We start from the raw sequence: 12900 nt of genomic DNA, 5'->3' as shown, positions 1-12900 counted from the left end.
TCGTCCCGCCTCATCCATCACCGCCAGGCGGACATGAAGATAGCTCGTCAATCCATTGAAATCATCTAATATAAAGAAACCAGGATAGAATGATTTCTTCATGCCGGCGGGCGGGCGTTTCGTCGTTGTGGATTTTGCCGCAATATTTTTTCAATGGCATGGAAACATTCACAGAAGGGTTCCTCGGCATGCCGTTGTGGCAGCCCTATGCTCCGGCCGAAATCATATCTCGGGGAGTCTTTCATGAAACGTCTTTTGCTCATCGGTGCCGCGCTCGCCGCCTTGACCCTTCCGGCTGCTGCCGCCGACAAGCTGCTCAATGCGTCGTACGATATTTCCCGCGAACTGTTCGAACAGGTCAACGAAGCTTTCGTCGCAGCCCATCCTGGCGCCACCGTCGACCAGTCGCATGGTGGCTCCTCCAAGCAGGCCCGCGCCATCCTCGAAGGGTTGGAAGCCGATGTCGTTACCTTCAACCAGGTGACGGATGTCGATGCCTTGGTGAAGGGCGGCTTCGTTTCGGACGACTGGAAGAGCGATTTCGCCAACAATGCGTCGCCGTTCTATTCCTTCCCGTCCTTCTTGGTGCGAGAAGGCAATCCGAAGGGCGTCAAGGATTGGGACGATCTGGTGCGCGACGACGTCAAGGTGATCTTCCCGAACCCGAAGACATCCGGCAACGCCCGCTACACCTATCTGGCAGCCACAGCCTACGCGAAGGAAAAATTCGCCAACGACCCGGCCAAGGTCGAGGAATTCGTCAAGAAGATCTTTGACAATGTTCCGGTATTCGACACTGGTGGACGCGCCGCGACGACGACATTCGTCGAACGCGAAACCGGTGACGTGCTGATCACCTTCGAAGCCGAAACCAAGGGCATTGCCAAGGAATTCGGCGAAGACAAGTTCGACATCGTCACGCCGTCGGTCAGCCTGCTCGCGGAATTCCCGGTCGCCATCGTCGACAAGGTCGTTGACAAGAACGGCACCCGCGATCTGGCAAAGTCCTATCTCGATTTCCTCTACACGCCGGAAGGCCAGAAGATTCTGGCCGAGAACGGCAACCGCGTTAACGACGCCGCGGTCGCTGCCGAGTTCAAGGATCAGTTCCCCGAAATTCGCCTGCTAAAGGTGGAAGACGTTTTTGGCGGCTGGGGCAAGATCAAGGAAGAGCAGTTTGCCGAAGGCGCTGCACTGGATAAAATCTACGGAAATCGTTGATCCCAATCCGATTGTGTGAAAAACGCAGGCCGCGCCGGACGAACGTCCAGCGCGGCCTCCCCGTTGTTTTCAAATTCGATTTTTCATTTCAACCCAATTCTCAAGGGGCACGTTTTTGGCACGGCGCATTCTTCCAGGCTTGCCCCTGACGCTCGGCATTACCCTCGTCTATGTCGCAATCATCGTGGTGCTGCCGCTCGGCGCACTGATCTTCAAGGCGGCAAGCCTTGGACCGGAAGACTATTGGCGGATCGTCTCGTCAGAGCGGGCGGTTGCCAGCTACCGGATCACCATTCTCTGCGCGCTGGCTGCGACGCTGTTCAACCTGGTGTTCGGCCTGGCGCTCGCCTGGGTCATCGTCCGCTACCGCTTCCCCGGCCGCCGCTTCGTCGATGCCCTGGTCGACCTGCCCTTCGCATTGCCGACCGCCGTTGCCGGTATCGCGCTGACGACGCTGTTTGCCTCGAACGGTTGGTTCGGGGCGCCGCTTGCCGCAATCGGCATCAAGGTGGCCTATACGCCGCTCGGCATCATCATCGCCATGGCCTTCACCAGTCTGCCCTTCATCGTCCGCACGGTTCAGCCGGTTTTGGAGGAGCTTGATCCGGCGCTCGAGGAAGCCGGTCAGACGCTGGGCGCCAGCGACATGGAGATTTTCCTGCGGGTGATCCTGCCGCAACTGGCGCCAGCGCTGCTCGCCGGACTGTCACTGTCGTTTGCCCGTAGCCTCGGCGAGTTCGGGGCGATCATCTTCATTGCCGGCAACCAGCCGTTTGAGACGGAAATCACCGCACTTCTCGCCTTCATCCGGCTGGAAGAATACGACTATCCGGCCTCCGCCGCGATCGCCTCGGTGATGCTCATCGCCGCCTTCACGATGCTTGCCGTTACCAACCTCCTGCAGGCGCGTGCCCTGCGCTACACGGTGAAGGGTTGATCATGGCCAAAACCAGACGTCCCCCGCGGATCGGCGATGCACCGGTCTTCCGCAACACGATGATCGCCGTTGTGCTGGCGCTAGTGGCGCTGATCATTATCGCACCGCTGGCCGTCATCGGTTACGAGGCCTTTTCCAAGGGCATCGCCTATTTCGGCAAGACCATCGCCAATTCCGACACCCGTCATGCGATTTTGATGACGGCGATGACGGCACTGATCGCTGTGCCCATCAACACCGCCTTCGGTGTGGCCGCCGCCTGGGCGATCACCAAGTTCGATTTTCCCGGACGCCGCCTGCTGCTGATCGTCATCGAGATCCCGTTCTCGGTTTCGCCGATCGTTGCCGGTGTCGCCTATCTCTTCGTCTACGGGCTACAGGGCCTGTTTGGCGAGGCGCTACAATCGGCCGATGTCAAAATACTCTTCGCCCTACCCGGCATCGTGCTTGCCAGCATGTTTGTCACCGCGCCCTTCGTCGCCCGCGAACTCATTCCGCTGATGCAGGCACAGGGCCGTGACCTGGAAGAAGCTGCAACCTCGCTCGGCGCCAGCGGCTGGCGGACCTTCTTCTTCGTGACGTTGCCGAACATCAAATGGGCACTGCTCTACGGCGTCATTCTCTGCAATTCGCGGGTCATGGGCGAGTTCGGCGCCGTTTCTGTGGTTTCGGGCAATATTCGCGGCCAGACCAATACGCTGCCGCTGCATATCGAACTGCTCTATCACGACTATAACGCCGTTGGCGCCTTTGCCGCCGCCTCGATTCTTGCGGCGCTCGCCGTCGTTACCCTGATTGCCAAGGTGGCGCTTGAGCGCCGGGGCGCTGGCCGCGTGCGCCGCCCGTCGCTTGCCGGCACAGCACCTGATATTTCGGAGACCACACCGTGAAAATCCGCCTCGACACCGTCGTCAAGACATTCGACACGTTCCGCGCCGTGCACGGCGTCTCACTGGATATCGAAAGCGGTGAACTGGTCGCCCTGCTCGGCCCCTCCGGTTCCGGCAAGACAACAATCCTGCGCATGGTTGCGGGCCTGGAGTTTCCCGATGGCGGCGCCATCTATTTTGGTGACGAGAATGCCACCGATATCGAGGTACGCCACCGCGGCGTCGGCTTCGTTTTCCAGCACTATGCGCTTTTCCCGCATATGACGGTCGGCGAGAACATCGCGTTCGGCATGAAGGTCTCGAAGACCAGGCGCTCGGCCGCCGAAATTTCCAGCCGGGTCGAACACCTGCTCCGCCTTGTCCAATTGGAAGGCCTGCAGGACCGGTTTCCCGCCCAGATTTCCGGCGGTCAGCGGCAGCGCGTCGCGCTGGCCCGCGCACTCGCCGTCGATCCGAAGGTGCTTTTGCTCGACGAACCGTTTGGCGCGCTCGATGCCAATGTGCGGCGTGACCTGCGCCGCTGGCTGCGCAAGATCCACGACGAACTCGGCATCACCACGCTGTTCGTCACCCATGACCAGGCCGAGGCCCTCGACCTCGCCGACCGCGTCGTCATTCTCGACAAAGGCAAGATCGTTCAGACCGGGACACCGGAAGAGGTCTGCCGCGCCCCCGCCAGTGCTTTCGTCATGAATTTTCTCGGCGATGCCAATCGCCTGAAGGTTACGGTGTCGGGTGAAAAGGCCCAGATCCAGAATGTCACCTTCGATGCACCCGATATCGCCGATGGTCCGGCAGAACTGTTCTTCAGGCCCGCCGACGTCACTTGGCGCGAAGATGGCCACGGTATCCAGGCCACCATCGCCCGCGTCATCGACCGGCCTGATTCCAGGCGCGTTCTGGCGCTGACGGTCGATGGTCAGCCCATCGAGTTCGACGCAGCTCCGGAATTTCCGTTCCGGGCTGATGCACATGGTTTTGTCGAGATTCGCCGTCCGCGGGTCTATCCGGCTTAGACTCAGGCCCTGAATGCAAAAGGCACCGGATCTTCCAATCCGGTGCCTTTTGTTTGATAATGTAGAGATCGGACGCTTAATCGCGCTCCGCCGACGAAGCCCACAGGTTGATGTCGGCTTCCTTGGCATAAACGTCGATCGCCGCCAGTTCTTCCGCCGTAAACGTGTCGTTCTTCAGGGCTGCAACACAATCGACAATCTGCGAAGACCGGCTGGCACCGATCAGCGCCGACGTGATACGGCCGCCGCGCAAGACCCATGCGATCGCCATCTGCGCCAGCGTCTGGCCGCGCTTCTCGGCGATCTCGTTGAGCTTGCGGATATTGTCGATGATCGACGGACGGATGAAATCCTTCTTGAGAAAGTGGTTCTGTGCCGCCCGGCTGTCGGTTGGGATACCGCCGAGATATTTGGTCGTCAGCATGCCCTGCGCCAAAGGCGAAAACACGATCGAGCCGATGCCGAGGTCTTCCAACGTATCGACCAGGCCATCATCCTCGATCCAACGGTTGAGCATCGAATAGCTTGGCTGGTGGATGATCAGCGGCGTGCCGAGATCCTTGAGGATCGCGGTGGCTTCCCGGGTGCGCTGCGAATTGTAGGAGGAAATGCCGACATAGAGCGCCCTACCCGAGCGGACGATATGATCGAGCGCGCCGCAGGTTTCCTCCAGGGGCGTGTCGGGATCGAATCGGTGCGAATAGAAGATGTCGACATAGTCGAGGCCCATACGGGCAAGGCTTTGATCGCAGGAGGCGATCAGATACTTGCGGCTGCCCCATTCGCCATACGGACCCGGCCACATGTCGTAGCCGGCCTTGGAGGAAATGATCAGCTCGTCGCGCAGACCGGCAAAATCGGTGCGCAGAATTTCGCCGAATGCGGTTTCAGCCGAGCCCGGAGGCGGGCCGTAATTGTTGGCGAGGTCGAAATGGGTGATGCCGAGGTCGAACGCCGTGCGGCACATGTCGAGCTTGCGCTCGTGCGGCGTGTCATGGCCGAAATTGTGCCACAGGCCGAGCGAAATCGCCGGCAGTTTTAGCCCCGTCTTGCCGCAGCGGTTGTATTTCATCGTCTCGTAGCGATTATCCGCCGGTTGCCAGCTCATTGTTGTACCTCCGCGATCGGGTCTCAGTGACGGAAGGGTTCCGCCACCCCATAAACAGAAAGGTTTCCGGAGCGCACCACGGAAACCTGATAGAGTTAAGCTCTAGCGCATAAGCAGGAGAATCGAAATCGGTAATCAGGCCGTTGCGCACAGTTTCAAGACGCACGTTCGATCGGTGATTAACCGGCCGTCTTCATAGCCTCTGGCCAGTAAAGCCGATCGTCGTTGACTTGAAAGTCCGTGCGCGGCAGGCGGCCGGTTGTGAGGACCGGCTTCGACAACAGTTTGACCGGCAGCGGAAAAGGCACATTTCGGTCCTCCGCCTCTATCCTCTGTTTTTCGTCCATCATCATCGCAAGAAGCGCGCTATTGTTCTCACCGCTGCTGAGCGGGTCTGGCGCCAACTCGTGACGCACAAAGCTATCGTCTTCCGATCGTCTACCGATCATGGCGAGAAGCTTCACCTGCGCACTTGTTGATGGATCAAAATCGGAGGATGTGCTCCATCGTTTCCCTCCGGAAGCCTGTTCCATCGTGACATCAGCATTCATGAGGTGGAGAATGACAATCGCCGTGGACGCATCGCATTCCGGCTGACTGACGACCCACGCGAGAATGTCAAAAATCTCTTCATAGTCCCAGTTCAGGTTCGTTAGCAGGTGCCACATGTCCGGATCGCGCGGGGCTTCCATCTTCAGCCATTCGACAACGCTGGAGATCGGCATGGAATCAAATCGCGGGGAAAGTTGATCCGTGCCGTGGTTCGCTTCAGCGACAGGTTTTTGCCCGGTCTGCGGATTCCTGGGCATCTCAAGCCGCTCTCGCATACTCTGAATACGGGACTGAAGAGGTTGTGCTGAATGCGAAAGGCCGCGTAGCGGCCCAAACGTTTGCTGTTCCGCTTTTGTAAGGCGCCGGAGCATGCGCTTAAACTCCGGGTCAGGCAGCGCTGCCGTGAGATGAACAAGTTCGACAAACCGCTTCTCGCGCTTGGAGAGATCGGCAAAGACCGGAGGTGCGTTTCCCCTCCTCGTTTCAGTGAAGGTTTCAATGGCGGTCAACATGCCAAGCTCGACATCGTCGCCATGTGAAGCCGCACGGGCACCGGAGACGAATTTTGTCCGGATGACCTCGTAGGCATCAGGTGCCTTCAGCAGGAATTGGTTATGTGTCCGCCTGCCGATATAGCGGTGGATGAGGACAGCACAACTAGCGACGACAACGGCACCCCAAAACAGTGTCTCGATACGCATACATACATCCCAGATTGCACTTCTGGTTTATACGTGCATGGTCTTACGACGAACTTAACCCGCCCTTGCAAAAAGAACCGTCTGTGACCGGATTGGACGCAAACAGCCCCGTACAGGGACTTGCGCAACATTAGAGCGCGGTGTTGGCAGCGCATCTCGCTGCCAACACTCTGATCAGTCTCGTATCTACCCGGCATCCCGAAGCAGCGCCTTCGCCTCCTCGATCCCGAGCGCCTTCGGCTGGGTGCAGGTCGTTGTCAGCTCGACAAACCGGCTCTCTTCGCCCGATTTCAGGATCGAGACCATAACATCGACGCCGTGCAAAGCCCTCTCCAGCGAGCAGCGCGCGTCGCGGCCTTCAAGAATGGCATTCGCCATGTCGGCGAGACCGGCGGTCCGGTAGTTGGCCATCATGCCCTGCTTGTGCTCCTGATTGGGCACACCGAAGGGATGGTCCCAAGTTTCCAGCGGCTGGATATCCTTGTCGCGGCCGCTGGCCGAGACCGTGCCACCGAAGAAATTCGGGTCCGGGACGAACAGTGAGCCTTCGGTGCCGTAAAGCTCCATATTGGCATGGTTGTGCGACCAGACATCCCAGCTTGCCGACAAGGTAATCGTGGCGCCGTTCTGGAACTCGAGCAGCGCGTGAATATTGGTCGGGGTCTTGACCGGAATGACCTCGCCCTTGCGCGGCTCGCTGGTGATCGTGCGTGTCGGATTGGCCATCGAGGTCAGGGCCGCCACGCGTTTGACCGGACCTATGAGGTTGATGAGGTTGGCGATGTAATAGGGGCCAAGATCGAGGATCGGGCCGCCGCCGGGAAGGAAGAAGAAATCCGGGTTGGGATGCCACATCTCCATTCCGGGGCTGAGCACATGGCAAGTGCCGGATGTAACGCGGCCGATTTTGCCCTGGTCGATATAGTCACGCGCCAGCTGATGGGCACCACCGAGGAACGTATCCGGGGCGCAGCCGACCTTGAGGTTGTTGGCGGTGGCAATACCGCGCAGCTGCTCGCCCTGCTCCAGCGAAAGGACGAGCGGCTTTTCCGAATAGACGTGTTTTCCAGCTTCGAGGATCATCTTGGAAACCGGGAAATGCGCGTCCGGGATCGTCAGGTTGACGACGATGTCGATCTCCGGATTGGCCAGCAGCTCCTCGATGGTCTGCGCCTTGACGTCATATTCTGACGCGCGTGTTTCTGCGGCGGCCGGGTTGATATCGGCACAGGCGATGACCTTGATGCCCTTGAAGAGCGGAGAAAGCTTAAAATAGGTGGTGGAGATGTTGCCGCATCCGATGATGCCGACGCCAAGTTCTCGTGTCATGGTGCTGTCTTTCTTTCAGTAGGTCTTGATCGACGCGATCGAACGCTCGGCCGTCGCCTTGTAGTCCTTGGGATTGTCGTGCTCGACGATGTAGTATTTGGCAGGCGTCGCAGACAGCGCCTTGAACAATCTTGCCCATTCAACGGTGCCGTGGCCGACATCGGCCCAGCCATCCTGATCGGCATTTTCGCCAGCCTTGGCGATATCCTTGACGTGCACGGCCGTGATGCGCTTGCCGTATTTCTCGATCCAGGCAAAGGGATCGGCACCGCCACGGATGACCCAGGCAATGTCCGCTTCCCAAGAGAGGTTCGGTCCACCGGCAAAGATATGGTCCTGCGGGATCGATCCGTCCGGCAGCGCCACGAACTCAAAATCATGGTTGTGCCAGCCGAAATCGAGACCGGCATCACGGAACGGCTTGCCGGCTTTTTCCAGGCGTGCGCCAAAAGCTTTCCAGCCGTTCGCGTCGGTTGGACGCTGTTCGACGGTGATATGCGGGCAATAGATCGACTTGATGCCGAGCGTCTTGGCGATGTGCAGCGCGCGCGCCGGATCGGTCTCGAGCAGATCAAGGCTGAAATGCGCGGACGGCATCGTTACGCCACTTTTGTCCATGTCGGCTTTCAGCGCGGCAAGGGCCGCATCGTCGAGTGCGGCGTAGAGCGCGCCATATCCTTCGACCTGCTTATAGCCGGCAGCGCCGACTGTTTTCAGGACATCGGCAAGCGGCGGGAAATTGCGGGCGCTGTAAAGCTGGAAGCTGACGGTCTGCATGGAAATTCCTCCTTGGGATCGATTATGAGAGCCAGGTGTCATAGTCAGACACCAAGAGATGGCTCGGTTTGGTATCTTCCTGGATGGCGGAAAAGCGGCCGACGGGCTCGCGGAAATAATTGTCAGTCAGATCGTCGTTGACGGTGGAAACCTCCCCCATCAATACGTCTGCGTCCTCCGCCCAGAAGGCGTGCCAATTGCCGGGCAAAAGCGTGACGCTTTCGCCGGGCGACAGTTTCAAGAGAGCGCCTGCCTTCAGCGTGCGCAGGCGGGCGTCGGTGGCAACCACGACGTCGCTGGTTTCATCGACATTGCCATCCGGCAGCGAATTGTACATCTGCAGCACCAGCGTGCCGCCACCGCGATTGATGATGTCCTCGGTCTTGACCGCATGCCGATGCAGCGGATTGACCTGATCTTTTGCAGTAATCATCAGCTTTTCGGCATAAAGCATGCCGCGGCCATGGGCGAGCGCTGCAGCCGAACCGTTGCGCAGGGTGAACAGCACAAGGCCGAACTCGCTGAACCGGCCCTTGCCGTAGTCGGTGATATCCCAGCCAAGCCGCGTATCGCGGATCGACGGGGTGTCCGATCCGACCCGGGTCTTCAGCTCCTCCGGCGACCAATAGGCGAAAGGCGGCAGGACGAAACCGTGCTGGCGCATGAAAACATCGCTTCGTTGGATAATGGCATTGACTTCGCTTCGTAGCATAGAGGCCTCCTATCCATTGCCCTGGCAGGATTGCAGATCGTAGCCGGTAAAGACCGGTGCAGAGGTCAACGGCTCCCTTGGGGTAAAGCGGATGATACGGCTCTCACCCGCCGTCAGGTCGAAGGCGTTGTCGGAATAGCGGCCTTCGACATCGGCCTCGATCATCACATGCAAAGCAAGACCGGTGGCCGAGACGGTCACACCGTAGGAACCGTCGCCAGCCGGTATTGCCGAGATGGAGAGACCGGAGGGTTCAAGATCGAGCACCTTGTAAGTGCTCTGCACATGATGCCCCTCGCCGCGCATGCCGTTCGAGGCCTCGAAGGACCAGAACAGCAAAGAGTTCTTTGGAATATCCGATGCCGCTATCGTCATCAGCGTATCGGCGCGATCGGGACTGCAGGTCCCGGCCGCCGCCATCAGCGGATGCTTTTCGCCCGAGAGCGAGACGACGAAGGTTTGAAGCTCGACGGTAACCGGCGCTGCTGTGTCGTTGACCATCGAAAAGCGGATGCTCTTGCCGTCATCGGACGGGATGGCAGCGACGGCCACAGGTTGAAAGAACCGGCGGGTCATGTAGTGCATGGCCTTCCAGTTGCCGCCGTAGTCCAAGCTGGCCCAGGAGGCGACCGGCCAGGTATCGTTGAGCTGCCAGTAGAGCGTGCCCATGCAATGTGGCTTCAGCGACCGCCAGAAATCGACCGCCGTTCGGATCGCCAAACCCTGCTGGATCTGGCTCAGATAAACGAAGTTGGAAAAATCCTTCGGGAAGCGGAAATAGCGGAACATGGTGGCGGCGATACGCTCGTTGCCACCGGCATTCTTCTGATGCGCCTCCATCACCGGAGACGCGACGTTCAGGTCTTTCTGCTCAGCGAATTGCCGCACGACCGGCATCGAGGTGTAGGACTGGAAGCCGAACTCCGAGCAAAAGCGCGGCCGCACGGTGCGGTAATTGTCAAACGACTTGTTTTCGTGCCAGACCGACCAATAATGCATGTCGCCGGAACCATCGGCATGCCAGGCATCGCCGAAATTCAGCGGCCCGACCGACGGGCTCGACGGCCACCAGATCGCCTCGGGTGCCGCCGTCTTGATGCCGGTCTCGATGACGCGGTTCAGCCGGTCATAGGAGACCAGGTAACGGTCCCGATCCCTGCGGCTTTCCTCGAACCAGGTCAGCGCGCCGACCAGTTCGTTATCGCCGCACCACAGCACGATCGAGGGATGCGAGGACAGGCGCTTGACCTGATAATCGACCTCGGCGGCGACATTATCGAGGAAATCCGGCGTCGATGGATAGAGGTTGCAGGCGAACATGAAATCCTGCCAGACCATAATGCCGAGCCGGTCGCACAGATCGTAGAACCAGTCCGGTTCGTAAAAGCCGCCGCCCCAGATGCGGATCATGTTCATGTTGGCATCGAAGGCTGACTGCAGCAGGTCCTCGACACCCTCCCGGGTGACGCGGGAAACCAGCGCATCAGCCGGGATCCAGTTGGCACCCCGGCAGAAGATTTCCCGACCGTTGACACGGAAGGCAAACCGGCTGCCGGCCGCATCCTTGTCGGTCAGCAATTCGACAGTGCGAAAGCCGATCTGGCGGGTAACGGTCTCGCCCTGCAGTGCGACCGTCAACTGTGACAACGCCTGTTCACCACTGCCGGCAGGCCACCAGAGTTTCGGATTCTCGACGGTAAAGACCTGGGTGATCCGGGTTTCACCGGCATTGACGGCGCAATCCAGATGCTCGCGCTGTTCATCCAGTGCGAAATCGAGACCGGCGACACCGGGCTCCTTGGCAAACACAGTTACTGTGACATGAAGATCGATCGCCCCGCCGACTTGCGGAACCTGCCGCGTCGTCACGTGCTCGATACGGGCCGTATCGAGCTTCCTGAGCGCAATCGTACCGTAGATGCCGAGCGGTGCGATGGCGATGTTCCAGTCCCAGCCGAAATGGCATTGCGGCTTGCGCAGCATGTTGCCATTGGCAATCGGCGAATTGCCGGTCGAATAGGGAATGTAGAATGGCTGGGCAGCCTGCCGCTCAGCACCTGCGGCAATCGAGGAGTAGAGGACAACGCGCAACGTGTTTTCGCCCGCCTTCAGGGCCGGACCCGCATCTGGGCGGTAGCGCCGGAAGCAGTTGTCAGCCTTCAGCACCAGTTGGTCGTTGATATAGACGTCGGCGATGGTATCGAGGCTTTCGATGTCGAGATACCAGTTGCCCGGCAATTCGGCCTCATCAATATGAAACTGCCTTTCCAGCACCCAATCCTTGTGGGCCACCCATTGCACATCGTCCTCATTGCGGCCCGCATAGGGATCGGCGATCACGCCAGCCGCCTGCAAGGCGCTATGAACATCGCCGGGAATGGCGATGGTCAGCGCGTGGCTGTTGTCGGACGAAGCAAGCCGCCAGTCACCGGAGAGATCGATCGTGACAGGAGCGGAAAAGGCAAGAGCAGACATTGTGGAAATCCATTCGCCGCCAGCCCCGCAGGTACCGGCATCATTCATTCGGACGTGACGGCCACCCATCCTTGCGGCCATCCCGATGATTCAGTGATCAAATTCTGTTTTCCGTCGCCGCATCGAAGACAGATGCCATCGACATATCGAAGCTGAGTTTGACCGCCTTGCCCGGTGCATAGCGGCGTGCACCGGCAATGCGCACCGATATTGTCTGGCCGGCAAGCTTCAGCCACAGGAGATTGTCGGCTCCCATCGGCTCTTCGATATCAACGACGGCGGCATGGATTTCTTCGCCGGGCTCATCGACCCTGACATGTTCCGGACGAACACCGAGCACCACCTTGCGTCCGGCCTCCAGCGGGCCACGGGTCGGATAGGCGTCCATCGAGAAATCGACACCGTTGATCTCGACGACCTTACGGCCACCCCTGTCCTTGATTTCGCCGCGGAAGAAATTCATCGACGGCGAACCGATGAAACCCGCCACGAACAGGTTTTCCGGGAAATTGTAGATCGTCATTGGATCGGCAAGCTGCTGGATGACACCACTTTTCATGACGGCGATCCGGTCGGCCAGCGTCAGGGCCTCGATCTGGTCGTGGGTGACGTAGATCATCGTATTCTTCAGCGACTGATGCAGCCGCTTGATTTCGACGCGCAGTTCGGAGCGCAGTTTGGCATCGAGATTGGACAAGGGCTCGTCAAACAGGAAGACATCGACGTCGCGCACCAGTGCCCGGCCAATCGCCACGCGCTGCCGCTGGCCGCCCGAAAGTTCGGAGGGCTTGCGCTTCAACAACGGCTGAATCTGGAGGATTTCTGCGGCCCGCGCCACGCGCTTGTCGATCTCTGCCTGAGAGAGCTTGGCAACCTTCAGGCCGAAGGAGAGATTGCCCTCCACCGTCATCTGCGGATAGAGCGCATAGGACTGGAACACCATGCCGATGCCGCGGTCCTTCGGTTCTTCCCAGGTGACGTTCTTGTCCTTGATGAAGATCTGGCCGTCGGAAACATCGAGAAGGCCGGCAATGCAGTTGAGAAGGGTCGATTTTCCGCAGCCGGAAGATCCCAGAAGAACCAGGAATTCGCCGTCCTTGACGTCGAGATTGAGAGTTTCAAGCACGGTGACAGCACCGAAGCTCAAAGACAGATCCCTGACCGATACGCTGTTGATGGTCA

11 protein-coding genes are annotated in these 12900 nt (G+C 59.2%); 4 read left to right on the top strand and 7 right to left on the bottom strand.

All coding sequences use genetic code 11. The features are described from left to right. Window positions 1-243: 243 nt before the first annotated feature. The 4 genes from ASC96_RS27500 (at window position 244) to ASC96_RS27485 (ending at window position 4064) form a co-directional block, all read left to right on the top strand. Window positions 244-1221, top strand: coding sequence for a sulfate ABC transporter substrate-binding protein (locus tag ASC96_RS27500; RefSeq protein WP_060506251.1), 978 nt, complete (start codon window positions 244-246; stop codon window positions 1219-1221). Between the two features lie 115 nt (window positions 1222-1336). Continuing rightward, the gene (gene cysT / locus ASC96_RS27495) at window positions 1337-2158 is read left to right on the top strand and encodes a sulfate ABC transporter permease subunit CysT (RefSeq protein WP_060506250.1); all 822 of its coding nucleotides are present in this window, start codon (window positions 1337-1339) and stop codon (window positions 2156-2158) included. A 2-nt stretch (window positions 2159-2160) separates the two neighbouring features. Continuing rightward, window positions 2161-3048 (top strand): sulfate ABC transporter permease subunit CysW, encoded by an 888-nt coding sequence (cysW, locus tag ASC96_RS27490; protein WP_060506249.1) that lies wholly within the window; start codon window positions 2161-2163, stop codon window positions 3046-3048. Further along, window positions 3045-4064: a sulfate/molybdate ABC transporter ATP-binding protein gene (locus ASC96_RS27485; protein ID WP_060506248.1), complete on the top strand. Its 1020-nt coding sequence runs from the start codon at window positions 3045-3047 to the stop codon at window positions 4062-4064. The genes cysW and ASC96_RS27485 overlap by 4 nt, the downstream gene beginning before the upstream one ends. A 76-nt stretch (window positions 4065-4140) precedes the next feature. Here the strand turns inward: ASC96_RS27485 and mgrA are convergent, their stop codons facing one another. From mgrA to ASC96_RS27450, 7 genes are all read right to left on the bottom strand, one after another. After that, window positions 4141-5172, bottom strand: coding sequence for an L-glyceraldehyde 3-phosphate reductase (mgrA, locus tag ASC96_RS27480; protein ID WP_060506247.1), 1032 nt, complete (start codon window positions 5170-5172; stop codon window positions 4141-4143). Window positions 5173-5351: 179 nt separating this feature from the next. Then, window positions 5352-6425, bottom strand: a complete 1074-nt coding sequence (locus ASC96_RS27475; RefSeq protein ID WP_060506246.1) for a DUF4274 domain-containing protein — start codon at window positions 6423-6425, stop codon at window positions 5352-5354. A 186-nt stretch (window positions 6426-6611) separates the two neighbouring features. Beyond that, window positions 6612-7754, bottom strand: a complete 1143-nt coding sequence (locus ASC96_RS27470; protein ID WP_060506245.1) for a Gfo/Idh/MocA family oxidoreductase — start codon at window positions 7752-7754, stop codon at window positions 6612-6614. Window positions 7755-7769: 15 nt separating this feature from the next. Beyond that, window positions 7770-8531 (bottom strand): sugar phosphate isomerase/epimerase, encoded by a 762-nt coding sequence (locus ASC96_RS27465; protein WP_060506244.1) that lies wholly within the window; start codon window positions 8529-8531, stop codon window positions 7770-7772. A gap of 22 nt (window positions 8532-8553) precedes the next feature. Further along, the gene (locus ASC96_RS27460; protein ID WP_060506243.1) at window positions 8554-9243 is read right to left on the bottom strand and encodes a D-lyxose/D-mannose family sugar isomerase; all 690 of its coding nucleotides are present in this window, start codon (window positions 9241-9243) and stop codon (window positions 8554-8556) included. 9 nt (window positions 9244-9252) lie between these two features. Continuing rightward, on the bottom strand, window positions 9253-11718 hold the full coding sequence (locus ASC96_RS27455; RefSeq protein WP_060506322.1) for a glycoside hydrolase family 2 protein: 2466 nt from the start codon (window positions 11716-11718) through the stop codon (window positions 9253-9255). Between the two features lie 97 nt (window positions 11719-11815). Beyond that, a complete protein-coding gene (locus tag ASC96_RS27450) occupies window positions 11816-12895 on the bottom strand; it encodes an ABC transporter ATP-binding protein (RefSeq protein WP_112834602.1) in 1080 nt (359 codons plus the stop codon). Between the last annotated feature and the right edge of the window lie 5 nt (window positions 12896-12900).

Source organism: Rhizobium sp. Root1204, assembly GCF_001424965.1.
In the GTDB taxonomy this organism is placed as follows: Bacteria; Pseudomonadota; Alphaproteobacteria; order Rhizobiales; family Rhizobiaceae; genus Pararhizobium.
Note: the sequence above shows the minus strand (reverse complement) of the source record. Positions and strands in the feature narration are given on the sequence as shown.

What these genes read in the sequence shown, in the direction of transcription:
- ASC96_RS27500 (WP_060506251.1), top strand. Translation starts at nt 244, where the DNA reads ATGAAACGTCTTTTGCTCATCGGTGCCGCGCTCGCCGCCTTGACCCTT.
- cysW (WP_060506249.1), top strand. Translation starts at nt 2,161, where the DNA reads ATGGCCAAAACCAGACGTCCCCCGCGGATCGGCGATGCACCGGTCTTC.
- mgrA (WP_060506247.1), bottom strand. Translation starts at nt 5,172, where the DNA reads ATGAGCTGGCAACCGGCGGATAATCGCTACGAGACGATGAAATACAAC.
- ASC96_RS27475 (WP_060506246.1), bottom strand. Translation starts at nt 6,425, where the DNA reads ATGCGTATCGAGACACTGTTTTGGGGTGCCGTTGTCGTCGCTAGTTGT.
- ASC96_RS27470 (WP_060506245.1), bottom strand. Translation starts at nt 7,754, where the DNA reads ATGACACGAGAACTTGGCGTCGGCATCATCGGATGCGGCAACATCTCC.
- ASC96_RS27465 (WP_060506244.1), bottom strand. Translation starts at nt 8,531, where the DNA reads ATGCAGACCGTCAGCTTCCAGCTTTACAGCGCCCGCAATTTCCCGCCG.
- ASC96_RS27460 (WP_060506243.1), bottom strand. Translation starts at nt 9,243, where the DNA reads ATGCTACGAAGCGAAGTCAATGCCATTATCCAACGAAGCGATGTTTTC.
- ASC96_RS27455 (WP_060506322.1), bottom strand. Translation starts at nt 11,718, where the DNA reads ATGTCTGCTCTTGCCTTTTCCGCTCCTGTCACGATCGATCTCTCCGGT.